Origin of the sequence: Paracoccus sp. MBLB3053, assembly GCF_031822435.1 — a bacterium.
GTDB lineage: Bacteria > Pseudomonadota > Alphaproteobacteria > Rhodobacterales > Rhodobacteraceae > Paracoccus > Paracoccus aurantius.
Window position 1 is genome coordinate 302,941 of the sequence record NZ_JAVQLW010000001.1, and the last position, 23,541, is coordinate 326,481.

The 23,541-nt window shown below is 63.8% G+C and carries 21 protein-coding genes; 5 read left to right on the top strand and 16 right to left on the bottom strand.

The annotated features are described in order from the left end of the window. Positions 1-15: 15 nt before the first annotated feature. On the top strand, positions 16-1,902 hold the full coding sequence (locus RGQ15_RS01530; RefSeq protein WP_311158446.1) for an acyl-CoA synthetase: 1,887 nt from the start codon (positions 16-18) through the stop codon (positions 1,900-1,902). Positions 1,903-1,986: 84 nt separating this feature from the next. Beyond that, positions 1,987-3,120 (top strand): hypothetical protein, encoded by a 1,134-nt coding sequence (locus tag RGQ15_RS01535; RefSeq protein WP_311158447.1) that lies wholly within the window; start codon positions 1,987-1,989, stop codon positions 3,118-3,120. A 16-nt stretch (positions 3,121-3,136) separates the two neighbouring features. Here the strand turns inward: RGQ15_RS01535 and RGQ15_RS01540 are convergent, their stop codons facing one another. The 4 genes from RGQ15_RS01540 to rimO all read right to left on the bottom strand — a co-directional run bounded on the left by RGQ15_RS01540 (position 3,137) and on the right by rimO (position 9,242). Beyond that, a complete protein-coding gene (locus RGQ15_RS01540; protein WP_311158448.1) occupies positions 3,137-4,894 on the bottom strand; it encodes a hypothetical protein in 1,758 nt (585 codons plus the stop codon). A 298-nt stretch (positions 4,895-5,192) separates the two neighbouring features. Continuing rightward, positions 5,193-6,848, bottom strand: coding sequence for an energy-dependent translational throttle protein EttA (ettA, locus tag RGQ15_RS01545; RefSeq protein WP_311158449.1), 1,656 nt, complete (start codon positions 6,846-6,848; stop codon positions 5,193-5,195). Positions 6,849-6,927: 79 nt separating this feature from the next. Then, on the bottom strand, positions 6,928-7,785 hold the full coding sequence (locus RGQ15_RS01550) for a sulfotransferase family protein (protein WP_311158450.1): 858 nt from the start codon (positions 7,783-7,785) through the stop codon (positions 6,928-6,930). An 89-nt stretch (positions 7,786-7,874) separates the two neighbouring features. Continuing rightward, on the bottom strand, positions 7,875-9,242 hold the full coding sequence (gene rimO, locus RGQ15_RS01555; protein WP_311158451.1) for a 30S ribosomal protein S12 methylthiotransferase RimO: 1,368 nt from the start codon (positions 9,240-9,242) through the stop codon (positions 7,875-7,877). 133 nt (positions 9,243-9,375) lie between these two features. On the opposite strand from rimO, the gene RGQ15_RS01560 reads away from it, so the two are divergent. After that, on the top strand, positions 9,376-9,822 hold the full coding sequence (locus RGQ15_RS01560) for a hypothetical protein (RefSeq protein ID WP_311158453.1): 447 nt from the start codon (positions 9,376-9,378) through the stop codon (positions 9,820-9,822). 62 nt (positions 9,823-9,884) lie between these two features. Here RGQ15_RS01560 and RGQ15_RS01565 read toward each other — a convergent pair whose 3' ends face one another. The 6 genes from RGQ15_RS01565 to RGQ15_RS01590 all read right to left on the bottom strand — a co-directional run bounded on the left by RGQ15_RS01565 (position 9,885) and on the right by RGQ15_RS01590 (position 15,548). After that, positions 9,885-11,225 carry an esterase-like activity of phytase family protein gene (locus tag RGQ15_RS01565; protein ID WP_311158454.1) on the bottom strand — a complete coding sequence of 447 codons (1,341 nt, stop codon included), beginning with the start codon at positions 11,223-11,225 and terminating at the stop codon, positions 9,885-9,887. 92 nt (positions 11,226-11,317) lie between these two features. After that, complete coding sequence (locus RGQ15_RS01570) at positions 11,318-12,079, bottom strand: ABC transporter permease (protein ID WP_311158455.1); 762 nt, start codon at positions 12,077-12,079, stop codon at positions 11,318-11,320. Further along, positions 12,076-13,017, bottom strand: a complete 942-nt coding sequence (locus RGQ15_RS01575; protein WP_311158456.1) for an ABC transporter ATP-binding protein — start codon at positions 13,015-13,017, stop codon at positions 12,076-12,078. Before RGQ15_RS01575 ends, RGQ15_RS01570 begins: the two co-directional genes overlap by 4 nt. 157 nt (positions 13,018-13,174) lie before the next feature. Beyond that, positions 13,175-13,948, bottom strand: coding sequence for a lysophospholipid acyltransferase family protein (locus RGQ15_RS01580; protein ID WP_311158457.1), 774 nt, complete (start codon positions 13,946-13,948; stop codon positions 13,175-13,177). Beyond that, positions 13,948-14,826, bottom strand: a complete 879-nt coding sequence (locus RGQ15_RS01585) for a cell division protein FtsX (protein WP_409201326.1) — start codon at positions 14,824-14,826, stop codon at positions 13,948-13,950. The genes RGQ15_RS01580 and RGQ15_RS01585 overlap by 1 nt, the downstream gene beginning before the upstream one ends. Positions 14,827-14,873: 47 nt before the next feature. After that, on the bottom strand, positions 14,874-15,548 hold the full coding sequence (locus RGQ15_RS01590) for a cell division ATP-binding protein FtsE (protein WP_311158459.1): 675 nt from the start codon (positions 15,546-15,548) through the stop codon (positions 14,874-14,876). Between the two features lie 126 nt (positions 15,549-15,674). On the opposite strand from RGQ15_RS01590, the gene RGQ15_RS01595 reads away from it, so the two are divergent. Beyond that, positions 15,675-16,664, top strand: coding sequence for a zinc-ribbon domain-containing protein (locus RGQ15_RS01595; protein WP_311158460.1), 990 nt, complete (start codon positions 15,675-15,677; stop codon positions 16,662-16,664). 3 nt (positions 16,665-16,667) lie between these two features. Here RGQ15_RS01595 and RGQ15_RS01600 read toward each other — a convergent pair whose 3' ends face one another. The 5 genes from RGQ15_RS01600 to argH form a co-directional block, all read right to left on the bottom strand. Continuing rightward, on the bottom strand, positions 16,668-19,190 hold the full coding sequence (locus tag RGQ15_RS01600; protein ID WP_311158461.1) for a DUF4175 domain-containing protein: 2,523 nt from the start codon (positions 19,188-19,190) through the stop codon (positions 16,668-16,670). Between the two features lie 124 nt (positions 19,191-19,314). Continuing rightward, complete coding sequence (gene lysA / locus RGQ15_RS01605; RefSeq protein WP_311158462.1) at positions 19,315-20,580, bottom strand: diaminopimelate decarboxylase; 1,266 nt, start codon at positions 20,578-20,580, stop codon at positions 19,315-19,317. Beyond that, the gene (locus RGQ15_RS01610) at positions 20,580-20,855 is read right to left on the bottom strand and encodes a DUF2834 domain-containing protein (RefSeq protein ID WP_311158463.1); all 276 of its coding nucleotides are present in this window, start codon (positions 20,853-20,855) and stop codon (positions 20,580-20,582) included. Before RGQ15_RS01610 ends, lysA begins: the two co-directional genes overlap by 1 nt. Then, on the bottom strand, positions 20,836-20,991 hold the full coding sequence (locus RGQ15_RS01615) for a hypothetical protein (protein WP_311158464.1): 156 nt from the start codon (positions 20,989-20,991) through the stop codon (positions 20,836-20,838). The genes RGQ15_RS01610 and RGQ15_RS01615 overlap by 20 nt, the downstream gene beginning before the upstream one ends. Then, positions 20,988-22,397: an argininosuccinate lyase gene (argH, locus tag RGQ15_RS01620; protein WP_311158465.1), complete on the bottom strand. Its 1,410-nt coding sequence runs from the start codon at positions 22,395-22,397 to the stop codon at positions 20,988-20,990. Before argH ends, RGQ15_RS01615 begins: the two co-directional genes overlap by 4 nt. A gap of 23 nt (positions 22,398-22,420) precedes the next feature. On the opposite strand from argH, the gene RGQ15_RS01625 reads away from it, so the two are divergent. Beyond that, positions 22,421-22,966 (top strand): TlpA disulfide reductase family protein, encoded by a 546-nt coding sequence (locus tag RGQ15_RS01625; RefSeq protein ID WP_311158466.1) that lies wholly within the window; start codon positions 22,421-22,423, stop codon positions 22,964-22,966. Here RGQ15_RS01625 and RGQ15_RS01630 read toward each other — a convergent pair. Next, positions 22,941-23,525, bottom strand: coding sequence for a DNA-3-methyladenine glycosylase I (locus tag RGQ15_RS01630; protein WP_311158467.1), 585 nt, complete (start codon positions 23,523-23,525; stop codon positions 22,941-22,943). The genes RGQ15_RS01625 and RGQ15_RS01630 overlap by 26 nt on opposite strands. Between the last annotated feature and the right edge of the window lie 16 nt (positions 23,526-23,541).

Below are 23,541 nucleotides of genomic sequence, written 5' to 3' on the forward strand. Positions count from 1 at the left end.
ACTGGGAGGAGTGTCATGGCCAAATTCGCAACAACCGCCGACCGCGATGCGGTCGAGGCGGAAATGCCCTATGAGCAGAGGGATGTGCCGGACACGATCTACAAGTTGCTCACCCGCACCCGCGAACGCCATGCCGACCGGCCCGCGATCAGTTTCCAGCTTCTGTCCGATCCGCGATCCAAGGCACGCACGCTGACTTGGAACGACCTGCATGAGCGGGTTACCGAGACGGCGAACCTGTTTCGCAGCCTTGGTGTCGGGCCCAAGGACGTCGTGGCCTATCTGCTGCCGAACACGGCGGAAACTCCGGTCGTGCTGCTGGCCGGGGCAACGGCGGGCATCGTCAATCCGATCAACCCGCTTCTCGAGCCCGAACAGATCGCGAGCATCCTGCGTGAAACAGGGGCGAAGGTGCTCGTCACGCTGAAGCCCTTTCCGAAATCCGACATCGCCCAGAAGGCGGCCGAAGCGGTGGCCCAGGCCCCGGGCGTGAAAACGGTGCTGCAGGTCGATCTGCGCGGATACCTGTCGGGCCTGAAACGGCTCGCGATCCCGTTCCTGCGTCCAAAGATGACGACGACGAACCAGGCCAAGTATCTGGATTTCGAGGCTGCGGCGAGCGCCCAGCGGCACAACCGCCTGACCTTCGACGAACCCGAGGGCGACAGGGTCGCCGCCTATTTCCATACCGGCGGTACGACCGGCACGCCCAAGGTCGCCCAGCACAAGCAATCAGGGATGATCTATAACGGCTGGCTGGGCTCCGAAATGCTTTTCACCCATCGGGACGTGCTGATGTGCCCGCTGCCGATGTTCCATGTCTTTGCCGCTTATCCCGTGCTGATGTCCTGCGTGGCCTCGGGCGCGCAACTGGTCATGCCAACCCCGGCAGGCTATCGCGGAGAGGGCGTTTTCGACAATTTCTGGAAATTGCTCGAGCGTTGGCAGGCCACCTTCCTGATCACGGTTCCCACCGCCATCGCCGCATTGATGCAGCGCCCGGTCGATGCGGATGTGTCTTCGCTGCGCACCGCGATCTCGGGCTCGGCCCCGCTGCCGGTCGAACTTTACAATCGCTTCCGCGCCGCGACCGGCGTCGAGATTTCGGAAGGCTACGGCCTGACCGAGGCGACGTGCCTTGTGTCATGCAACCCGGTCGACGGCATGAAGAAGGTCGGTTCGGTAGGCTTGCCCCTGCCCTACTCGCATGTGCGCATCCTGCGTCGCACGCCCGAAGGATTCCACGAATGCGCAACCGATGAGATTGGTGAGATCTGCGTCGCAAGCCCCGGTGTCTTCGAAGGCTCGACCTATACGGAAGCCGACAAGAACCACGAGCTTTTCGCCGAAGATCGCTTCCTGCGCACCGGCGATCTGGGTCGGATCGACCCCGATGGCTATCTGTGGATCACCGGCCGCGCCAAGGATCTTATCATCCGCGGCGGTCATAATATCGACCCAGCCATGATCGAGGATGCACTGCTGTCGCATCCCCAGGTCGCCTTCGTCGGCGCGATCGGTCAGCCAGACAGCTTTGCCGGCGAACTGCCCTGTGCCTATGTGGAACTGGTTGCCGGGGCAACGGCCGATGTCAGCGAACTGATGGCCCACGCCAGGGATCACATCCCGGAACGTGCCGCGATCCCGAAGCATGTCGAGATCCTGCCCGAATTGCCGAAGACAGCGGTGGGCAAGATCTTCAAGCCCGACCTGCGCAAGCTCGCCATCAAGCGGGTCTATGACGAGGCGATCACAAGGGCCGGGCTGGCTGCCGAAGTCTGCGAGGTGGTCGACGACAGGAAGCGCGGCCTTGTCGCCCATCTCGCCCGCAAGGGCGATCTGGACGAAGAGCGTCTTGCCGACTGCCTCGGCCAATTCACCCGCCCCTGGGAATGGAAGTAAGCGCGCAGCCATACCTGACAACCATCAGTTGCGTTACACAACCCCAGGATGTTAGCCTTTGGCGACACCCTGGGAGTGCTGGAAATGAATCTTGATGTTCGCGAAGCCATCGAAGACGACGACGAAAGCCTGCTCGAAATAGACGTCACCGATCCGCCCGCAACGGCTGAGGTCGGGGCAGCGCCCAGATGGCTGGCCGATCTGCGCGGTTCGAACGGAAAGGGTTTCTATCACTCGCTCGGCGATTACGCCCTGGTTTTCGCCGATCGCGACAGCGAACATCTTCTGGTCAGCTTCGACAACCTGTCCTCGGCCCGCGACGATACGCTGGGCAGGGACCCTTGGGGCTACAGCTTCGTCGCGAAGAACGGTTGGTCGCAGCTTGGCGTCATGGCATTCGTTCCCGGATGGTTCAGGGACGAGGCGCTGTTCGACGAGCTGCACCGCCTTGCCGAAAGCGGCTTCTTTCGGCGTTTCCGCTCGGTCACGCTGACCGGGACCTCGATGGGTGGCTACGCGGCATGTGCCTTCGCATCGCTCGTGCCGGGCTGCAGGGTGATCGCCTTTTCGCCCCAATCGACCCTGATGAAGGATCTTGTCCCGTGGGAGCGTCGCTTTTCCTCGGGCCGCAAGGCGGACTGGTCGGGGCGCTTCGTCGATGCGCCTTCGGAATGCGCAGCAGCCAGCAAGGTCTGGCTGGTCTACGACCCGCATTTCGAACCCGATGTCAGCCATGTCGACCGGTTCAAGGCGGCGAACACGATCCGCCTCCCAGCGCGCCATGCCGGGCATAAATCCGCGCTGTTCCTGCGCCGTGCCGGTGTCCTGTCCACCATCATGCGCGAGGCCATCCAGGACGAACTGACCCCCACGAGCTTTTTCCGATCCTGCCGCGAAGGCCGCAAGCTGCCCTGGTATGTGAATGGCCTGGCGGAGCAGTTGATGGAACGCGGAAATGGTCGGCTGCTGGCCAGACTGATCGAATGGCTCCGCAATGCCGAACTTCGCGGACAGGCCCGCAACATCGAGAAGCGCGCGGCCGATGCCGGCCTTCTGAAAGCGCCCAAGGGACAGGGGAAGCGCAAGGCAAAGAAGACCCAGCACGATCTGCCGATCCATGCAGAAAAATCCCGCGCGGCCGACCTACCGGTCGAACAACGCGGTCACGACAGCGAAGCTTTACGTCCCTGGCAGGAAAAACAGGCGCCCTCGATCTGAGAAGGGCTGCAGCGGGTCAGACGGCAGGCTGCAGCGCCTCAGGCTCATCTTCAGGGGGCATGGTGGGCGCGGCGGCGTTGATCGCTTCGGCAATCCGGTGATAGCCCTTGCGGGTGTAGTGATCGCTGTCGACGAATTCCTTCTGGGGGACGACGGTATCGATATCGATGAAGACGGCGCCATGGTGGGTTGCGCAGAAATCGCGGCACATCCTGTTGAACGCCTTGCGTTCTTCCATCATTCGGCCGGCCGGCCCGCCCCTCAGAGATGTGCCCAGAACAAAAAGATGCGCATCGCTGCGCTTCAGGCCGTGGACCCGTGACAGGGCTGCGCGCATGATGTCGAGCCGCTTTTCCACCGGCAGTTTCAGATGTCGCAGCGATCGGAGCATCCGCACCGCAATGCGCGGGTCGCGGCTCAGCGCCGCAAGCCGCTTGGGGGGGATTGTGACAAGGTAGCGATCGGGCTGCCCCTGCCCTTCATGGGCAAACAGGTTGTCGCTGCGGAACGCGAAGAAAAGCGAAACGATGATCGTGTCGGATTGCGCGAAGCTTTCATCTGCAGCCTGCATTTCGGCCAGGGAATGCCCTGCAACCCGACGCAGGACCCAGTTCTGTGCGAGCGACGCATCGCGCGGGTTCAGCAGGAAACCCGCATCGTCATAGCGCACGATAACGCCCTGGTCGTCCTGCCTGTTCACGAATTCGGTGCGCCTGGCGCCGCAATAGAACGAGACCTGCTGCAGATCGCAGCCGCCGACCAGCGCGACGCTGCGTGTCATGGCCGCCTCGGCGGGGGCACCGAAATCTTCCACCTGCGTGATCCAGTCGACCATTGCCGGCTCCTGCAAGCCGTTCGCGATCGGCTTCACGATCTCGATCTCGGGGCGGCCGAGATGATGCCAGACCCATTGCTCGACCCCCATGTTCAGGGTGCGGCAAGAGAAGGCAAAATGATGCACGGTCGTGCCGCTGAACCGCCGGCGTATGCAGAAAAAGCCGACGATACCGTAATCGCCGTAGCGGTCGCGCACCTCGATCAGTCCGGCGTGAACGCCAGGCACCCGCAACAATGCGGTCAGTTCGTCCTTCTCGGCCTCGGTATGGACACGCTGCTTGGTGAAGTTCAGTTGATTGGTCCGGTTGATCAGCTCATGGACCCTGTCCATCCGCTGATCCAGTTCGGTGACGATGCGCAGTTCGATCCCCGACTGGCGCAGGAAATCCTCGTTCGAAAGGCCAGTCGACTGCTGCTCGACCTCGCGCCGTTCCATCACCTTGTATTGCTGCAGTCGCTTGTGGCTCCGGTCGTCCTTGCCACGGCATTCGGGCAGGTCAAGAAGCGCCGTCAGATCTTCCGAGGTTCCGTCCGTCGCACCGGCGGCATCGATGCAGGCCATGTCCGGGCAGAAAAAGGCGACCTCCTGCAGGTTCAGGTGATTGTCATCCAGAAAAACCACGTTTGCGGGGCGCAATCCCATGCGCTCGACCATCGACTTGATCGCCGCCCCCTTGGGCGTCCACTCGATATGGGGAAAGACGAAAAGATCCCAGACTCCCAGTTCGACAAGGCGGGCACGCGCGGCGGCATGATCGTTTTTCGAACAGACCGACACCATGATCCCCCGGTCGACCAGCACCCTGATCATCTCGAGATGGGCCTTTACCGGGGTGGCGCCCCCTTCCGAAAGCGTCCCCTGCCAGAAGGTTTCATCAAGGTCCCAGATGACCAGCTTGATCTCGTTCTTCACTTCCTTGAAACGGTCGTCGCTCACGGTGCCCTCTGCCTGAAATGACCATTGGGAGAGTTGACTACCGAATACACTACCTTGAGTTGCATTCCAGGGCAAAGATTTTCCCGGAAATCTGGTAAACGCATTTTTGGAATGGAATTGGAAAGCCTTGCGGCAAACAAAAAATGCGGGGCGGCGGCGCATTCACCGGGCAATTGGCAGCCGTTCCTGACCGATCCCGAAGAAGGGGCGAAAACCCGTGGCGCAGGCGCCTTGCATACGTCAGTGCCAGGATATGTGGCCCTGCCCCCAACGGGAACAAGGCCACCATCGTGTCAGGTCAGCGGGTGAACTTCTTGTATTTCACGCGCTTCGGTTCGATCGAATCCGGGCCAAGCCGGCGAACCTTGTCGGCCTCGTAATCCTCGAAGTTGCCCTCGAACCACTCGACATGGGCGTCGCCCTCGAAGGCGAGGATGTGGGTGCACAGACGGTCGAGGAAGAAGCGGTCGTGCGAGATGATCACCGCGCAGCCCGCGAAATCTTCAAGCGCCGCTTCCAGAGCCTGCAGCGTTTCCACGTCGAGGTCGTTGGTCGGTTCGTCGAGCAGCAGAACGTTGCCGCCCGATTTCAGCAGTTTCGCCATATGGACGCGGTTGCGTTCACCGCCCGAAAGCAAGCCCACCTTTTTCTGCTGGTCACCGCCCTTGAAGTTGAAGGCCGAGCAATAGGCGCGGCTGTTCATCGTGGCATCACCCAGCGCGATTTGTTCCGCGCCACCCGAAATCTCTTCCCAGACGGTCTTGTTGGGGTCGAGCGCGTCGCGCGACTGGTCGACATAGGAAAGCTTCACGGTGTCGCCCAGCGTGATCGAGCCCTCGTCGGGCTGCTCGTTGCCGGTCAGCATGCGGAACAGCGTCGACTTGCCCGCGCCGTTCGGGCCGATGACGCCGACGATGCCGCCCGGCGGCAGCGAGAAGGTCAGGTCTTCGACCAGAAGCTTGTCGCCCATGGCCTTCTTCAGGCCCTCGATCTCGATGACCTTGTTGCCCAGACGCTCGCCATTCGGGATGATGATCTGCGCGTTCGTCAGCTTCTCGCGCTCGGACTGGCCGGCCAGCTCGTTATAGGCGTTGATACGCGCCTTCTGCTTGGCCTGACGGGCTTTCGCGCCGGCGCGGATCCATTCGAGTTCCCGCTCCAGCGTCTTCTGCTTGGCCTTGTCCTCGCGGGCTTCCTGCTCAAGCCGCTTGGCCTTCTGTTCCAGCCAGGCTGAATAGTTGCCCTCGTAGGGGATGCCCCGACCACGGTCGAGTTCGAGAATCCAGCCGGTGATGTCGTCAAGGAAATAGCGGTCGTGGGTGACGCACAGGATGGTGCCGGGATATTCGATCAGGTGCTTTTGCAGCCAGGCGATCGTCTCGGCGTCGAGGTGGTTGGTCGGTTCGTCCAGAAGCAGCATGTCGGGCGCTTCGAGCAGCAGCTTGCACAAAGCCACGCGGCGACGCTCGCCACCCGAAAGGCTTTCGACATCGGCATCATCCGGCGGACAGCGCAGGGCTTCCATCGCGACGTCGATCTGGCTGTCGAGATCCCACAGGTTCTCGGCGTCGATCTCGTCCTGAAGCTTTGCCATTTCCTCGGCGGTTTCGTCCGAGTAGTTCATGGCAAGTTCGTTGTAGCGGTCGAGCTTGGCCTGCTTGGCCTTGACCCCCTCCATGACGTTGCCGCGCACGTTCAGCGCCGGGTCAAGCTGGGGCTCCTGCGGCAGATAGCCGACGGTCGCGCCCTTGGCGGCCCATGCCTCTCCCGAGAAATCCTTGTCGATGCCGGCCATGATGCGCAGCAGCGTCGACTTACCCGCGCCGTTCACGCCGACGACGCCGATCTTGACGCCGGGCAGGAAATTCAGCCGGATGTTCTCGAATGTCTTCTTGCCACCGGGATAGGTCTTGGACACCCCGTCCATGTGATAGACATATTGGTAGGAGGCCATGATCTTTCCTCGTTCAAATGAAATCTGTCTGGGCTTGGCCGCTATTTAGTGCAGAGGCGGCGAAAGGGGAAGGCCGGGCCTAGCGGAACTGCGCGGTGAAATCCTTGCCGAAGGTCTCGTCGAGGAAGCCGAATTGCGGCTCCAGCTTCTCGCGCAGCCGCCTGCGCGCCATGTCGGGCACCGAGAGCGAATTATCCGAGGCAAACACCTTTCGGCTCGCGTCACGATAGTCGAAAGGGCTGAGACCCAGGAATGTTTCGACCTTGCGCAGGAAACCCATAGGGTCGGTCGCGATCATGCCGAAGGGCATGTAAAGCAACCGATCGGGGCCGAAATGCGCATTCCAGCGCGGTACATAGGTCATGTAGTCGCCCCGGTCCATCAAGACCGGGTCTTCGACTTCCTTCAGCCATTCCTCGGGCGAGCCCGGCTTCCGTCTGGCACGAGTCAGGTTCATCTTGAGCTGGGAAACCGCGCGGTCCACCGGATGGCGAATGATGTAGATGAATTTCGCCTCGGGCAGGAACTTGGCGATGAAATCGACGCCTTCCGGCGGCAGGGTCGAATATTCGGGCGTGATGTCCAGCGCCTGCGTGTTTTCCGGCGCCGGAGAGAAGACCATCTTGTACCAATGGTTCGTGAACATCGGCTCGCGCGTGACGCGGTTGAGATAGCGCCGCACCTCGACGGGCACTTCCTCGCCCTTCGATTCCCAGCGTTTCTGGATGTTCACCTTGGCGCGCCTGTAATGCCAGGGTAGCCATTGGCGATGCTCTTCGACGAAGCGATGGTTGAAGAACTGGACCTCCTTGAACGGAGGCGTCCATATCTCGGGATGCTGCGACAGCATCTGCGACAGCCAGGTGGTCCCCGCCTTCTGCGCTCCGATACCCAGGAAATCCGGTTTGCGCGGCTTGCCGTTCGGGTTCCAGTTCATGCACCTGCCTCTGTCTCGCTTTTGCGAGACAGTGTTAGGACAGGTCCATGAAAGGGGAAAGACGTCAATCGCCCCAAGGGGCCGATTGCTCAGAGCTTGCCCCAAAGATCGTATTCACCTGCCTCATCCACCGTCACGCTGACGATATCGCCGGGTTTCAGCGTCTCGAAACCCTCGTCGATGAAGAGGTTGCCGTCGATTTCGGGCGCGTCGGCCTTGGTGCGGCAGGTCGCGCCGTCATTATCCACGCTGTCCACGATCACGTCGATGCGTTGGCCGACCTTGGCCGCGAGCTTCGCCTCGGAAATCGCCTGCGCCTTTTCCATGAAGCGGTTCCAGCGGTCCTGCTTGACCTCGTCGGGGACATGGTCCGGCAGGTCATTGGCACGCGCGCCCTTGACGTTTTCGTATTGGAAGCAGCCGACGCGGTCCAGTTGCGCCTCGTCGAGCCAGTCGAGCAGGGTCTGGAACTCGTCCTCGGTTTCGCCGGGATAGCCGACGATGAAGGTCGAGCGCAGGGTGATGTCCGGGCAGGCCGAGCGCCAGGCCTGGATCTCGTCGAGCGTCTTCGCGGCTGCCGCCGGGCGGGCCATGCGCTTCAGCACATCGGGATGGGCGTGCTGGAAGGGGATGTCGAGATAGGGCAGCACCAGCCCCTCGGCCATCAGCGGTATGAGGTCGCGGACATGCGGATAGGGATAGACGTAATGCAGCCGCACCCAAGCGCCGAGGCTGCCCAGATCGCGGGCAAGGTCGGTGATATGGGCGCGATGGCCGCGCTCGGTCGCGAACTTGCGGTCGAGCCCGTAGGCCGAGGTGTCCTGCGAAATGACCAGCAGCTCGCGCACCCCGGCCTCGACCAGTTTCTCGGCCTCGCGGATGACGGCATGGGCCGGGCGGCTGACCAGCTTGCCGCGCATATCGGGGATGATGCAGAACTTGCAGGCGTGATTGCAGCCTTCCGAGATCTTCAGATAGCTGTAATGGCGCGGCGTCAGGCTGACGCCCGAGGCCGGCAGCAGGTCGATGAAGGGATGGGGCGAGGGCGGCACGGCGCCATGCACCGCGTCCAGCACCTGCTCGTATTGCTGCGGGCCGGTCACGGCCAGCACCGAGGGATGCGCGCCGGTGATGTATTCGGGCTCTGCGCCAAGGCAGCCGGTGACAATGACCTTGCCGTTCTCGGCCAGCGCCTCGCCGATGGCCTGCAGGCTTTCCGCCTTGGCGCTGTCGAGGAAGCCGCAGGTGTTCACGATGACCGCGCCCGCGCCCTTGTAGTCGGGGCTGATCGCATAACCTTCGGCGCGCAGGCGCGTCAGGATGCGTTCGCTGTCGACAAGCGCCTTGGGACAGCCAAGGCTGACCATCCCAATCGTCGGTTGACCCTCTCGACGCGTGGTGTCGAAGATCGGGCTGGGGGCTAGATCGGGGCGCAACAGGGGCGGGTTCTGGCTCATGGCGGGCATATAATGCGGCGCGCTGCGCTTGTTAAGCGCTAAGCAGCGCTTTGCCCGCACACCGGAACGTCATTTCGCCTTTCGCGTTCGTTTCGGCATATCAAGGGGGATGATGATCAGGATGACTTTGCCCATGAACCGTATCGCAGGCTTTCTCGCCCTTTCGCTGACGCTGGCCCTTTCGACGGTCCCCGCAGCCCATGCACGTGCCAGCGCAGAGCCCATCATCATCCTGAACAACAAGGGCGGCAACGTGTTGCAGGCAGTCAATGAGCGCGAGAAGCTTGCGCGGAGCGGCCGTCCGGTCCAGGTCCGGGGCTATTGCCGTTCGGCCTGCACGATCTACATCACCATGCCGAATGCCTGTCTGGGACCCAACGCGACCGTGGGCTTTCATGCCCCGCGCATTCCCGGAACGCAGATCATTCCGCCGATCGTCGACCAGATCATGGCACGCTACTATCGCAACGGCATTCTGCAGAAATGGAATGCCGAATGGAAAAAGTCGCTGTCGATGCACAAGATCTCGGCCAAGCAATACGTCAAGCTGGACCCGCAGACGAAGCTCTGTCCCAAGTGACCCCTGTCCACCTGCGGGCAATTCCCGCGCCACCAAAGGGCGGCGCGGGCCTGTTCGTTTGATTACTTGGCGGCCAGCAGCTCCGGCACTGACAGCAGGATGAATTCGTTCTCGGCGGCGCGGCCGATTTCACGCCCGCCCGAGAAGGGCAGGTTGTTGTCATTGGCGACAAGGATATGGGTCTCGTCGACGCGGGCCACGTTCTCGATCGTGAAGAAGGGAAAGCTGAAATTCCCTTCGGCGGGCTTGAGCCCTGCCAGCGCCTTGCCCTCCGGATCGGCGATATCCATCAGGTTCACATGGCCGATGCGGCGGATATAGCCCTGATCGTCGCGGCTCGCAGTGTCGACCAGAACGATGTTCTTGACCTTGGCGGGCAGCGGATAGCAGCTTGCCGCGTCGGCGCCCTCGGCACATGCCTTGGCGGCATCGCCCTCGCCATTGTCCCGCTCGATCACCAGCGCGCGGGTGTCGTCGATGAAGTTGAAATCCCCGATCGCCGTCGCACCTTCAGAAAGCTTGAAGCGATAGCTGTCCCCGGTCCAATCCGCCCTGGCCGGATCGAAGACCAGCACGCGCAGGAAATCTCCCTCGGTCTCGCCGCCTTCGACCAGCAGGGGCTTTTCAAGCATCGCCCAAAGCAGGTTCGAGCCCGGCTGCAAGGCCATCCCTTCATATCCGCCCGACCGTTGAACGCGGAAATCCTTGCCCGGAGCGGCGGGAACGATGGTTCCCGCGGTATCCGGCCCGGTCAGAACTTCGCCGTCAAGTCGGGTCGCGAACACGTCCAGCACCCGGCCATCGCGTGCAACACGCAGGATATAGGGGCCGAATTCGTCGCCGATCCAGATTTCGCCATCCAGATACTGGATGCTTTCCGTGTCGAAATCCGAGCCCGTCAGATAGCGACTTTCGGTGCCCTCATTGGCAATGCGGAATGGTACCTTGTGATCGGGATCGTTCAGGAAGACGGTTTCAAGACGCTCGACCTTGCCGGTTTCAAAATCCGGGGCCATGCGATGGAAGAACAGCATCGCATCCGGGCTGTTCAGCTTTGATCCGAACCCGTTATCGGTCAGGGTGAACCAGCTGCCATCCTCGGCGCGGTTCATTGCAAAGCCCGACATGCCCTGGACAGGCTGGCCGATGAAGGGCAGCGAAATCCCCGTCGGATGCTGGCCGTAATTCTTGCCCGTATCGCCCATGACGGACATCGGGGCCTCGTTGCGGCCCTTGCCGGTGAACTTGCCGGAAATCAGCAGGTCGCGAGGCGCATCCTCGGGCGGCGCGATCATCGAGAAGGCAGGCAGGATCGCGTGACCCGCAAGCGTGGCGGGATAGATATCTTCGGCCATGGCCGGGCCCGCAAGGCCACAGGCAAGGGCGATCAGGCTGAAACGCATGGAAGGCTCCTTCGTTTGATTCCAGAGCCTTCTGCTAAGCGATGCCAGTGACAGGTATGCTTCACCTGTATGGCAGCCGGGTAACGGGCAGATTACTCCCTGAGCCGCCAGCCGGTCAGGAAGATCCAGCGGATCACCGCCATGCAGACCAGGATCATCAGAGCGACGGCAAAAAGCGAGACGCCAACCGGAACATCGGCCAGATCAAAGAACGACCAGCGGAAGCCCGAGATCAGGTAAAGCACCGGATTGAGCTTCGCGACGGCCTCCCAGAAGGGCGGCAGCATCGAGGCCGAATAGAACGCCCCGCCAAGAAAGACGAGCGGCGTGATGACCATCATCGGCACGATCTGAAGCTGCTCGAAGCTTTTTGCCCAGAGCCCGATGATGAACCCGAGAAGCGAGAAGCCGACCGCCGTCAGGATCAGGAACGAGATCATCCAGAAGGGATGCGCGATATGCGCGCCGTTGAACCAGAAGCTGGTCAGAAGGATCACCAGCGCGATCATCACCGCCTTGGTCGCAGCCGCGCCGACAAAGCCCAGCGTCACCTCGATCCAGCCGGTCGGGGCGACCAGATATTCATAGATCGTCCCCGAGAATTTCGGGAAATAGATCCCGAAGCTCGCATTGGATACCGATTGCTGCAGCACGGTCAGCATCATCAGCCCGGGAACGATGAAGGCGCCATAAGCCACGCCCTCGACCGACTGGATGCGCCCCCCGATGGCCGCGCCGAAGACGACAAAGTAAAGCACCGTCGACAGGACCGGCGAGGCCAGGGATTGCCAGATCGTGCGGAAGAAGCGCGCCATTTCATGGCCGTAGACGGCGCGAACGGATTGCCAGTTCATGCGCGGACCTCCTCGGGCTTGTCCTCGACGAGCGCCATGAAGATTTCCTCGAGATTGCTTTGCTTGGTCGCGACATCGCGCACGGCGATGCCATGCTGGGTCAGATCGCCCAGCAGCCGCGCGATGCCGGTGCGATCCGCATTGGTGTCATAGTCGTAGCCCAGCTGCATGCCGTTTCCGTTGAGCGTCATCCCGCGCTCGGCAAGCGCTTCGGGCAATTCGGCCAGCGGCTCGTAAAGATCGATTGTCAGACGCTTCTTGCCGAACTCTCCCATCAGTTCCGCCTTTGGCTTCACCAGCAGGATCTCGCCCTTGTTGATCACGCCGATCCGGTCGGCCATGTCTTCGGCCTCTTCGAGATAATGCGTGGTCAGGATGATCGTGACGCCTTGGGCGCTGAGCGCGCGCACGACCTGCCACATCTCGCGGCGCAGTGCGACATCCACCCCCGCCGTCGGTTCGTCGAGAAACAGGACCTTGGGCCGGTGCGACAGTGCCTTGGCGATCAGGACGCGGCGCTTCATGCCCCCCGACAGCTCGCGCGTGCGCGCATCGCGCTTGTCCCACAGCGCGAGGCTGCGCAGAAGCTGCTCGAGATAGGCCTCGTCCGGCCCCTCGCCGTAAAGTCCGCGGGTGAAGCGGACGCAGTCGATGACCTTCTCGAAGGGTTCGAGCAGGATCTCCTGCGGCACGAGCCCAATCATCTTGCGTGCGGCCCGCCAGTCCTTGCGGATGTCATGCCCACCCACGCGGACGGTGCCCCCGGTCGGCGTCACAAGGCCGCAGATGATCGAGATCATCGTCGTCTTGCCCGCCCCGTTCGGGCCAAGCAGGGCCAGGATCTCGCCTTCGTTGATATTCAGTGAAACGCCGTTCAGCGCGGCCGTGCCGCTGCCATAACGCTTGGAGAGATTGTCGATCTCGATGATGGCACTCATGCGCCCTCCTGTATCGTCGGTTCGGGCAGTGAACGGCGTGCCCTCGCAGCGGCGGGCGCACGGTATTCATCAGTCCTGAAAGCAGGTTCCAGCCGCGGCTGCGGTCGGGTTCGTCCGAGATAGGTAACGACTTGGGCCGGAACAATGGCCGCAAGGATCAGTTTTCGGCAAGGGACTCTTTTCCGCCGGCCAATTGGAACAGCCGGGTGCTGGCCCCTTCGATCTGCTGGGCCAGTTCGCGAAGCACCTCATCCGAGGATTTGCCCGCTGCCATCCCGGGCAGGAACTCGACCACGCAGGTGCCCCGGCGGATCGGATAGCCGCGCTTGGGCCAGAACATGCCGCAATTCACCGCAACGGGTATGACCGGCAGGCCGGTCGCGCGCTGGATGATCGCGACGCCGGGCTTGTAGGGAACGGTCGTGCCCGGTTTCGTCCGCGTGCCCTCGGGATAGAAAATCAACTGCCCGAGGCCGTCGGGCGTGCTCCGGGCGGATTCGACCTCCGAGATGATCTGGCGCATCGCATCCTTGCCGCGCGCGCGATCGATCGGGATGCACCCCACCTTGCGCGCGAACCAGCCCATGATCGGCACCCTCATGACTTCGCGCTTCATCACGAAGGCGCGATCGGGACAGGCCGAGGCGATTGCGAGAATATCCAGAAAGCTCTGATGCTTGGCCGCGATCAGCGCATCGCCTGCGGGCAGCGTGCCGCGAAACTCGACCCGTATGCCGGCAATGACGCGCGCACCGCCCAGCATGAAGCGCAACCAGCGGGAGCCGGTGCGTTTCGCGTTCGATGCGTCGATCCATGTGCCCGGCAGGCCGATCAGCCCGATGACGGACGTGATCAGCACGGCGTAGATGTAGAACACGCCCGTCCGCAACCAGTCGAGAATTGACGCCGGGCGCGGCTCATAGGGGTTCATCAGCGGACCTCCCGCAGCATGCGAAGCGCGGCCGAGCGGGTCGCACCGAATCCGATCACTGCAGCCACGGCCGGAATGAGCAGCGGCCAGAACCAGCCCCAGCCCTGAAAGCCGAGCCCGGTCAGGAAGCCGCCGGCATCATCGGCCGCAGGCAGCGCCCAGACCGCGATCATCCCGAGCCCGGTGCCGATGGCCGCGCCCATTGCGGCGCGGCGCGTGAACCGGCGCACGAAGGCCGTCGCAATCGTGATATCGCGCGCGCCGATCAGGCGCAGCACCCGGATCACCTGACCGTTCGCGGCCAGCGCTGCCTTGGCGGCCAGCGTGATCATCGCGCCCGATGCGGCCGCAATCAGCACCAGCGAAAACAGGCCAAGCACCTTCAGCCGACCGGCAGCCCTCACCAACGGCTGACGCCAGCGCGTGTGATCGTCAAGCACCGCGCCCGGCGCCTCGCCCTGCAGGCGCAGCCGAAGCGCATCTGCATCGAAGCCTTCCTTGGCCTCGATCACCTCGATCAGGCGGGGAATGGGCAGGGCCTCGACCGGAACATCGGGTCCGAACCACGGCTCCAACAGCTTTTCGACCTCGGCATCGGGCAGCAGGCGCGACCCGGCGATGCCCGGCGTGGTCTTCAGCACCTCCATGACCGTGACCGTCTGATCGTCGATCTGGTCCTGCGGGGCCGAAACCCGGATCGTCGCGCTTTGCCCCAACTCGGTCGACCAGCGCTCGGCCAGCCGCCCGGTCGCCAAAGCCAGCGCCAGCGCAAAAACCGCAAGAAAGGCCATCGCCGCCGCCGCGAATACGGTCAGTTGCGCCGTGAAACCGGTCGGCGGGACGACACGATCGGTGCCGGCTGAATCGGGCCGGGTCAGACCGCGCCAGAGTGCCGAGAGTTCAAGGGATTTCAGGTCGCGTCCGGTCACAGGTCTGCTCCCGCAAGTTGCAGCCGCTTGCCGGCGATGCGCAGCACGCGCGCCTGCACATGTTGCTTGGCGGCGCGGATCAGGTTGAGGTCGTGAGTCGCAAAAAGGACCGATTTCCCCGAATGGTTGAGCCCCACCAGCAGATCCAGCAAGCGCATCGACATGTCCCAGTCAAGATTGCCCGTCGGCTCATCGGCAATGATCAGGTCGGGCGACATGATGACCGCACGCGCCAGGGCCGCACGCTGCCTTTCCCCGCCGGAAAGCGAGGGTGGCAACGACCGGCTGTGCTGCGTCAATTGCACCCAGGACAGAAGATCGCTGATCGACTGCATGTCCACGCTCTGTCCCGCGACGATCTGCGGCAATGCGATATTCTCGGCCACCGGAAGATGGTCAAGGAACTGCGTGTCCTGGTGGACGACGCCCACCCGCCGGCGCAACGCGGCTATTCCGTCGCGCGACAGGCTCGTCACATCCTGGCCGAATGCGGTCATGCGCCCGGCACTCGGCAACAGATCGGCATAGCAAAGCCTCAGGAAGGTGGTCTTGCCCGAACCCGAAGGGCCGGTCAGGAAATGGAACGATCCCGGCTGAAGCGACAAGGACATATCCGCCAGCAGCGGCTCGCCCCCGCTATAGCCGAAGGACAGGTTGTGCATCTCGATCACTTGGGACCCCCTTTTGTCCGGGCTTCTTGGCTCGCGGTTCGTGGCTTGATAGAACAGTCCGGCGGCGATTGCGAGACGCAGGCATGCATGCGCGCCGCGTTCACGTCCGGCCAAGAAAGACATTGAATGCGCCTTATCTGTCCACGTTGCGGAGCCCAATACGAGATCCCGGATACGGCGATTCCCGCATCAGGGCGCGAAGTGGAATGCTCGGCCTGCAGCCATGTCTGGCGACAGGACGGGCCCGCCCCTGCGGCACCGGCCCCGGCTTTCGAGGGCGGGCACCGTTCTGACCAGCATTACGATCCGGCCGCGCGCCCCGCATTGAACCGCCCGCTGCACGAATCGGTTCTGGCGATCCTGCGCGAGGAAACCGCGCGTGAACTTTCCGCAAGACGAGAGGCGGGTCGTGAAACCGTCCCCGACGCAGGCTCGGCAACGGACGATCACATTGACGCGAGCAGAACGGCTGCGCCCGCCGCACCCCCGGACCCGGCCGGACCCAGACATGAGTCCTCGCTTCCCCCTGCCGAGGAAATAGTCTGGCCGGTGACGACCGTCATCCTGCCCGGAGACCCCCTGCCGATGGGCGGCGCCGCGGAAGCCCCCCCTGCCGAGGCATCAAAGGCTTCTGCGCCGTCGACGCCTGAACCCGCAGACCCGCCGAGAGAGGTCGTGTCGGCCGAAGCCGAAACCGAAGCGGCGCCCGTATCCACCCCCGCGCCATCGGCGCTGCCCGATGCCGCGCAACTGGCGGCAACCCTCACCCGCAAACCCGACCCGGCAGAGGCAGCGCCCGAAGATGCTCCGCCGGTCGAAACGGTGACCGAGGCCCAGCCCGAGCGGTCGACGGCCGTGCTCCTGCGCCCTGCCGCCGATCCCGTGCCGCTTCCGCCCAAGGTCGCGGTGATCGTCCCGGATCGTTCCCATTCCGGCTACTGGCTTGGGTTTGGGCTGGCGGTCGCCGTTGCGGCGGGGCTTGCGGCCTTCTATTCGCTCGCGCCGGACGAGGGCTCTTCGCTTGCTGCTGAATGGAAAGCCGATCTGGATCGGGGCCGGATCTGGCTGCACGATCGCGCCACTGCGCTGATGGGCGGCCTTGGCGGCACCGACTAAAGCTCAGAAATTATCGAGCAACCGGTCGAGATAATCGCGTTCATCGCGCGAACGGTCGCGCTCGCCGCTGCGCCGACGGATTTCGTCTTGCAGATCACGGGCCCGGCGCGCCGGGTCCGGCCCCTGTGCAAGAGGATTTCCCGTGGTGACTTGACCGCCATTGCCTTCGGTCGAGCGGCCCAGAGGATCGGTCTGCGGATCATTGCGATAGGCATCCGCCAGCCCCCGCGGGCCGTTGCGCTCTCCCGAAGGGCCGTCGGGGCCACCCTCCTGCCCGCCCTCTTGCGGCTGGCCTTCCTGCCCTGACGGACTGTGCTGGCTCATCATGTCGTTCAGCGAACGCATCCCCTCGCGCATGTCCTGGATCGCCTGGGCCTGTCGCTCCATCGCGCCCGCTTGATCGCCTTCGCGCAGCGCCTGTTCGGCCTCCTCCATCGCCCGTCCGGCATCGTCCAGATTCTGCCGGGCAGCATCGCCCTCACGCGTGCCGCGACCGGGCATCAGCCCCCGCTGGCGGCCAAGATCCTCGCGCAGTTCGCGCTGCCTGTCGGCAAGGTCCTGGCTTTGCTGGCCGCCCTGCCCCTGCTGACCTTCGGGCTGCCACTGGCCATATTGATCCTGCATCTGGCGCATCGCCTCATCCGCCAATTCCTGCTGCTGGCGCAAGGTCTCGGCAAGCCGGCCCATCGGACGTTGGCGCCCGCCTTCGCCCGAACCATCCTGACTTTGCGTCACCCGCAGGTTCTGCATCATGCGGTTGAACTGGTCGAGCAGTTGCTGCGCCTCGGCCATCCGGCCTTCGTTCATCAGGCGCTGGATCTCGTCCATCATCTGCTGGATCTGGTCGCCCGTGATCTGCTGCCCCCCCTGCGGCGAACGATCGAAGCGTTCCGAGGGATCCTGTTCCTGCTGCTGTTGCTGGGCCAGCATGTCCGTATAAGCGTCCGTTGCCTCGCGCAGTTCATCCATCAGCCGCTGGATCTCGTCCGGGCTCGCGCCGTTGCGGATCGCTTCGGACAGCCGTTCCTGCGCCTGCTGCATCCGCTCAAGCGCGTCTGCCAGGCCACCGTCCTCTAGCGCAACCGCCGCATCCCAAAGCACCTGCGCCAGGCGATTTCGCTCTTCCTCGGTCAGCGGCCCGGCTTCGAGCGTTCCAAGAACACTGCGCAGCCCGTGCGCCAACTCCGGGTCCATGAACCCTTCGGGCTGCCAACTGACCGTGCGCAGCACCTGCGCGCTGCGCGCCGCATTGTCGCGCGACCACAGAAGGTCGCGCCGCAATTCGATCAGCGACGCGCCAAGCGGATCGAAGAAACGCCGCCCGGGCAGGATCATCCGCACCGGTCGGGACTGCCCCTTCTGCTCGATGCCGTCCACAACCTCGAGAGAAACGGTGACCGGCAGGTTGGCCCAGGGATGTCGGGACAGATCCGTCGCGATCTGGCCCCGAACCTCCTTGCGATTGCCCGTTGCTGGCATCGGCAGCGCGATCTCGACCGGATCGCGGGGCTCGGGCGCGACGGCAAGACCATAGCGGCGATCAAGCGCCGCCAAGTCGAGCGATATAAGCGCCTTGCCCCCCGAGACGCCATTGTCGTCCGAGGCCGAGAATGGCTGCAGGAAGCGGCCATCGGCGCGACGGTCCGGTGCCACGACAGGCTCGACCGATGGCGCGGCATCGGGGATGACGACCACGGGGAACCGGCGGTCGGCCACCTGGATCAAACCGTCCTGCTCGGCGGAAAATTCCGGGGCGGCAGGATCGGCACCCTCGCGCGCTGGCCCGATGCTCTGGCTCAGTTCGATCCCATCGCCGTAAAGGCGAAAGCTGAATTGCGTGCCCTTGGGCATCTCAAGCGCCCGCCCCTCGGGGAGGGAATTCAGATAGATCGTCGGACGGCGGGTATAGGCAGGCGGTGCGGCCCAGCCTTCCCAGGCCGAACCCTGAGCCGGTCCGGGCCTGCTGTCGGAAGAAGGGCGAAGCGTGGCGCCAAGGGCCGAGATGCCCAGCCCAAGTCGCCCGGCGGGCGCGAAAAGAATAGCCATTGCCAGCGCGACCAACCCCACGAGCCGCAGTCCGACGGGGTCGAGCCAGCGCAAGCGCGCATCGGGCAGGACCGCTCGCGCGGCCGCGGCCTCGCGTTCCATCCGCGCCAGATGGGCCTGCCAAAGCGCCGTCGAGCCCTTGTCCGCCGCACCGATCGCGACATCGTCGCTCAGCGCGGAAAGCGGGCGGCCGGGCAGCGTCTGGTCGACGCGATCCCGCGCCTGCGGCAAGCTCGGCATCCGGAATTTGCGCCAGCCGTAAAACCCTGCAACCACCACGGCGAGCAGGGAAATCAGGGCGATCGCAAGCAGGGTCGAGGACGAGACGAGCTCGGCCGCGCCAAAGGCAAGTGCAGCGATCAGCAGCGACAGCAGGACTGCAAGGGGCCAGAAGGCGCTTGCCGCCGATTCCCACCACATGCCGGCGCGGGTCAATCCGACCGCGCGTCTGGCCTGTCTGGGCTCCGGCGGTCTGGTCATCCCGAGCTTCCTCCCGTCAGAATCGTCCTCGCGATCTGTTCAACCCGACGGGCGGAGCCCCGGTCATGGGGGCGAGGGCCGGAAAATCCGGCCGCACCCTTTGCCGGGCAAGCTGACGCAATGACTAGAGCCATTCCGGAATGGTATCGCGTCCCAGCATTTCCTCAAGCGTTGGTCTTGCCCGAATGACGGCGAATTGATCCCCGTGCACCAGAACTTCCGGCACAAGGGGGCGGGAATTGTATTCCGAGGCCATCACGGCGCCGTAAGCCCCCGCCGAACGCAGCGCGACAAGCGCTCCTGCCTCAAGATTGGGCAGTTCCACGGCTTTTTCGAACGTATCGCCGGTTTCGCAAACCGGTCCGACGACGTCATAGGGGGCGACGCTGGCGCCCGGCGCCTGCTCATGGATCGGGACGATATCGTGATGGGCCGAATACATGGCCGGGCGAATCAGGTCGTTCATCGCCGCGTCGAGGATCAGGAAATCCCGGCCCTCACCCTGCTTGAGATAGATGACACTCGAAAGCAGGATGCCGGCATTGCCCGAGATGTTGCGGCCCGGCTCGATTTCGATCTCGCAGCCCAGATCACCTACGGCATCGCGGATCACCTGCCCGTATTCGATCGGCAGGGGTGGCGCGTTATTGTCGCGGCGATAGGGGATGCCCAGTCCACCGCCCATGTCGAGGCGGCGGATATCGTGGCCGTCGGCGCGAAGCGCGCGGGTCAATTCGGCCATCTTGGCATAGGCCTGCCTGTAGGGGTCAAGGTCGGTCAGCTGGCTGCCGATATGCATGTCGATGCCGACGACCTCGATCCCCGGAAGGCTTGCCGCGCGGGCATAGACCTCGCGCGCCTTGGCGATCGGGATGCCGAACTTGTTTTCCGATTTGCCGGTCGCGATCTTTTCATGGGTCTTGGCGTCCACATCCGGGTTCACCCGGACAGCAATCGGCGCGCGCAGGCCCATCGAGGCCGCGATCTCGGAAAGCAGCTCCATCTCGGGCTCGGATTCGACGTTGAACTGGCGGATGCCGCCTTCCAGCGCCAAGCGCATCTCGGGGGCGGTCTTGCCGACGCCGGAAAAGACGATGCGCTCGCCCGGCACGCCCGCCGCCTTGGCCCGGGCATATTCCCCGGCCGAAACGATATCCATGCCCGCGCCCAGATCCGCCAGCACCTTCAAGACGGCAAGGTTCGAATTCGACTTGACCGCGAAGCAGACCAGGTGATCGGACCAGTCAAGTGCCTGCTGGAACAGCTTGAAATGGCGGGTCAGCGTTGCGGTCGAATAGACATAGACCGGCGTTCCGACCTCGGCCGCGATACGGGTCAGGGGCACGTTCTCGGCATGCAGCACGCCGTCCACGTAATTGAAGTGATCCATCAGGTGATCCTGCGAGAGCGGATGAAAAGATAAAGCGGCAGGGCGCAGCCGATGCCGAGCGCCAGCGCCGGATAGGTCAGGAAGGCCGCCCAGTTGCGTCGCACCATCGTCTCGACCATGCACCAAAGCCCAAGCGCGACCTGCGCGACCATCTCGGTGCCGCGCGCGCCATGCCAAAGGACTTCGCCCCGCCACAGCGCCATGACGCCGCCAAGCAGAGCGATTGCCAGCCAGATCAGGCGCAGCGGCGTCAGGTCAGAGCGAGGTGGTGACACCGAACCGGGCCTCTCCACTGACATGGACGCCCGGCTCGGGGGTCGGTTCGGGCCGGGTCGGCGGCCCATCCACCCCACAGGCGGCCAGCGTCGCCAGCATCAGCGCGAAAAGCGCCAGCAACATCGTCTGGGTCATGCCTTTTCCCCAAGAAGCTCGGTCCAGCGCGCGATCTGGGCACGGACCTGTGCAGGCGCGGTGCCGCCATAGGACATGCGCGAGGCGACCGAATTATGTACGCCGAGCACGTTGAAGATGTCCTCGGTGATCGCCGGATTGACCGATTGCATCTGCGCGAGGCTCAGCTCGGGCAAATCGACGCCCGATTTCTCGGCCATGGCGACCAGCGCGCCGGTGACGTGATGCGCCTCGCGGAAGGGCAACCCTGCCTCGCGCACCAGCCAGTCGGCCAGATCCGTCGCGGTCGAGAAGCCCGAGCCCGCCGCCGCCTCCAGACGGTCGCGATTCGCGGTCAGGTCGGAAAGCATCCCGGTCATGGCGGCCAGCGCGATCATCAGGTTGTCGGCGGCATCAAAAACCTGCTCCTTGTCTTCCTGCATGTCCTTGGAATAGGCCAGCGGAAGTCCCTTCATCACCACGAACAGCGCGACAGCCGCGCCGAGGATGCGCCCGATCTTGGCGCGGATCAGCTCGGCAGCATCGGGATTCTTCTTCTGCGGCATGATCGAGGAGCCGGTCGAGAAGCGGTCCGACATGGTCACGAAGCGGAACTGGGCCGAGGACCAGATCACCAGTTCCTCTGCCAGGCGCGACAGGTGAACGGCGCAGATCGCCGCACTCGACAGGTATTCCAGCGCGAAATCCCGGTCGCTGACGGCGTCGAGGCTGTTCGCCATCGGCCGGTCGAAGCCCAAGGCCTCGGCGGTCGCGTGGCGGTCGATCGGGAAGCCCGTCCCGGCCAACGCCGCCGCGCCCAAGGGGGATTCGTTCATCCGCTTCCTGGCATCGCGGAAGCGCGACAGGTCGCGGCCGAACATTTCGACATAGGCCATCATGTGATGGCCCCAGGTCACCGGCTGCGCGGTTTGCAAATGGGTAAAGCCTGGCATGACCCAATCCGCGCCCTTCTCGGCCTGGCCCAGCGCGGCGCGGATCAGCGCGTCCAGCCCGTCGATCGCGGCATCGCATTGGTCGCGGACCCAAAGCCGGAAATCGGTCGCCACCTGGTCGTTGCGAGACCGGGCCGTATGCAGCCGCCCCGCCGGCTCGCCGATGATTTCCTTGAGCCGCGATTCCACGTTCATGTGGATGTCTTCCAGCGCGGTCGAGAACGGGAATCCGCCCTTCTCGATCTCTGACAACACCGTGAGAAGCCCTTCCCCGATCGCTTCGGCATCGCTAGTGCTGATGATGCCTTGTGCGGCAAGCATCGCGGCATGGGCACGGCTGCCCCGGATGTCCTGGGCATAGAGCCGCTGGTCGAACCCGATCGAGGCGTTGATCGCCTCCATGATCGCATCCGGCCCGGCGGCGAAACGTCCACCCCACATCTGGTTGGCGGTGCTGGCGGGCTGTTCGGTCATGACTTGTCCTTCGGGGGGATGAAATGCTGCGTACGCTGGTTCTTTATACGGCCCTGCTCATCGGTGCAAACCCGGCCTTCGCCGGGAAAATCGACTGGCAGGCGGCGCATGATGGCGGGCTTGCGAAATTGTCGCAAAGCGATCCCCGGCCTGTGCCCGAAACCACCTTCACCGACCCCGATGGCGGCACCCACTCTCTCAGGGATTATCGCGGCAAGGTCGTACTTCTGAACTTCTGGGCGACATGGTGTGCCCCCTGCCGCGAGGAAATGCCTTCGCTCGACGCCTTGCAGGCCGAACTGGGCGGCAAGGATTTCCAGGTCGTTGCGATCGCCGCAGGGCACAATCCCGCCCCCGCGATCCGGAAATTCCTTGACCAGGCAAAGGTAGAAAACCTGCCCGTCCTGCTTGATCCGCGTCAGGGCCTTGCCCGCGAAATGGGGGTGATGGGGATGCCCGTGACAATCCTCATCGACCGCGATGGCAATGAGATCGCCCGCCTGATCGGCGGGGCCGACTGGTCATCTGACACCGCCAAGACGCTTATCCGCCAGGCGACAGCGCCTTGACCTTGGCGTGGCATGGGCAGCCCGTGACGTGGTCATTGACCAGCCCGCAGGCCTGCATGAAGGCATAGGTGATGACCGGGCCGCAGAACTTGAAGCCGCGCTTCTTCAGCGCTTTGGCCATGGCCTCGGATTCCGCCGTCTTGGCCGGCACCTCGGCCAGGCTGGCCCTCGCGTTCTGCAATGGACGCCCCCCCACAAAGGACCAGATGAAGGGCGAAAACCCCTCGGAGCCTTCGATCTCGAGATAGGCCCGCGCCCCGCTGACCGTCGCCTCGATCTTGCCGCGATGGCGGATGATGCCCGGATCGGCCAGGGCCCGGGCAATCTCGACCTCGCCCCAGCGGGCGACGCGCTCGGGGTCGAAACCCTCGAAGCACTCGCGAAAGCTGTCGCGCTTGCGCAGGATGGTGATCCAGCTCAGCCCGGCCTGAAAGCCATCCAGCACGAGCTTTTCCCAAAGCGCCCGCGAGTCGTATTCGGGGACGCCCCATTCCTCGTCATGATAGGCGACGTAAAGCGGGTCAGCCCCGCACCAGCCGCATCGCTCTGGTTCGTTCATGCTTGGTTTACCTCGA

Coding starts and splice junctions, on each gene's coding strand:
- RGQ15_RS01630 (WP_311158467.1), bottom strand. CDS start 23,525: ATGAACGAACCAGAGCGATGCGGCTGGTGCGGGGCTGACCCGCTTTAC.
- RGQ15_RS01575 (WP_311158456.1), bottom strand. CDS start 13,017: ATGAGTGCCATCATCGAGATCGACAATCTCTCCAAGCGTTATGGCAGC.
- lysA (WP_311158462.1), bottom strand. CDS start 20,580: ATGGATCACTTCAATTACGTGGACGGCGTGCTGCATGCCGAGAACGTG.
- rimO (WP_311158451.1), bottom strand. CDS start 9,242: ATGAGCCAGAACCCGCCCCTGTTGCGCCCCGATCTAGCCCCCAGCCCG.
- RGQ15_RS01600 (WP_311158461.1), bottom strand. CDS start 19,190: ATGACCAGACCGCCGGAGCCCAGACAGGCCAGACGCGCGGTCGGATTG.
- RGQ15_RS01560 (WP_311158453.1), top strand. CDS start 9,376: ATGAACCGTATCGCAGGCTTTCTCGCCCTTTCGCTGACGCTGGCCCTT.
- RGQ15_RS01530 (WP_311158446.1), top strand. CDS start 16: ATGGCCAAATTCGCAACAACCGCCGACCGCGATGCGGTCGAGGCGGAA.
- RGQ15_RS01565 (WP_311158454.1), bottom strand. CDS start 11,225: ATGCGTTTCAGCCTGATCGCCCTTGCCTGTGGCCTTGCGGGCCCGGCC.
- RGQ15_RS01580 (WP_311158457.1), bottom strand. CDS start 13,948: ATGAACCCCTATGAGCCGCGCCCGGCGTCAATTCTCGACTGGTTGCGG.
- RGQ15_RS01595 (WP_311158460.1), top strand. CDS start 15,675: ATGCGCCTTATCTGTCCACGTTGCGGAGCCCAATACGAGATCCCGGAT.
- RGQ15_RS01625 (WP_311158466.1), top strand. CDS start 22,421: ATGCTGCGTACGCTGGTTCTTTATACGGCCCTGCTCATCGGTGCAAAC.
- RGQ15_RS01550 (WP_311158450.1), bottom strand. CDS start 7,785: ATGAACTGGAACCCGAACGGCAAGCCGCGCAAACCGGATTTCCTGGGT.
- RGQ15_RS01570 (WP_311158455.1), bottom strand. CDS start 12,079: ATGAACTGGCAATCCGTTCGCGCCGTCTACGGCCATGAAATGGCGCGC.
- ettA (WP_311158449.1), bottom strand. CDS start 6,848: ATGGCCTCCTACCAATATGTCTATCACATGGACGGGGTGTCCAAGACC.
- RGQ15_RS01535 (WP_311158447.1), top strand. CDS start 1,987: ATGAATCTTGATGTTCGCGAAGCCATCGAAGACGACGACGAAAGCCTG.
- RGQ15_RS01615 (WP_311158464.1), bottom strand. CDS start 20,991: ATGACCCAGACGATGTTGCTGGCGCTTTTCGCGCTGATGCTGGCGACG.
- argH (WP_311158465.1), bottom strand. CDS start 22,397: ATGACCGAACAGCCCGCCAGCACCGCCAACCAGATGTGGGGTGGACGT.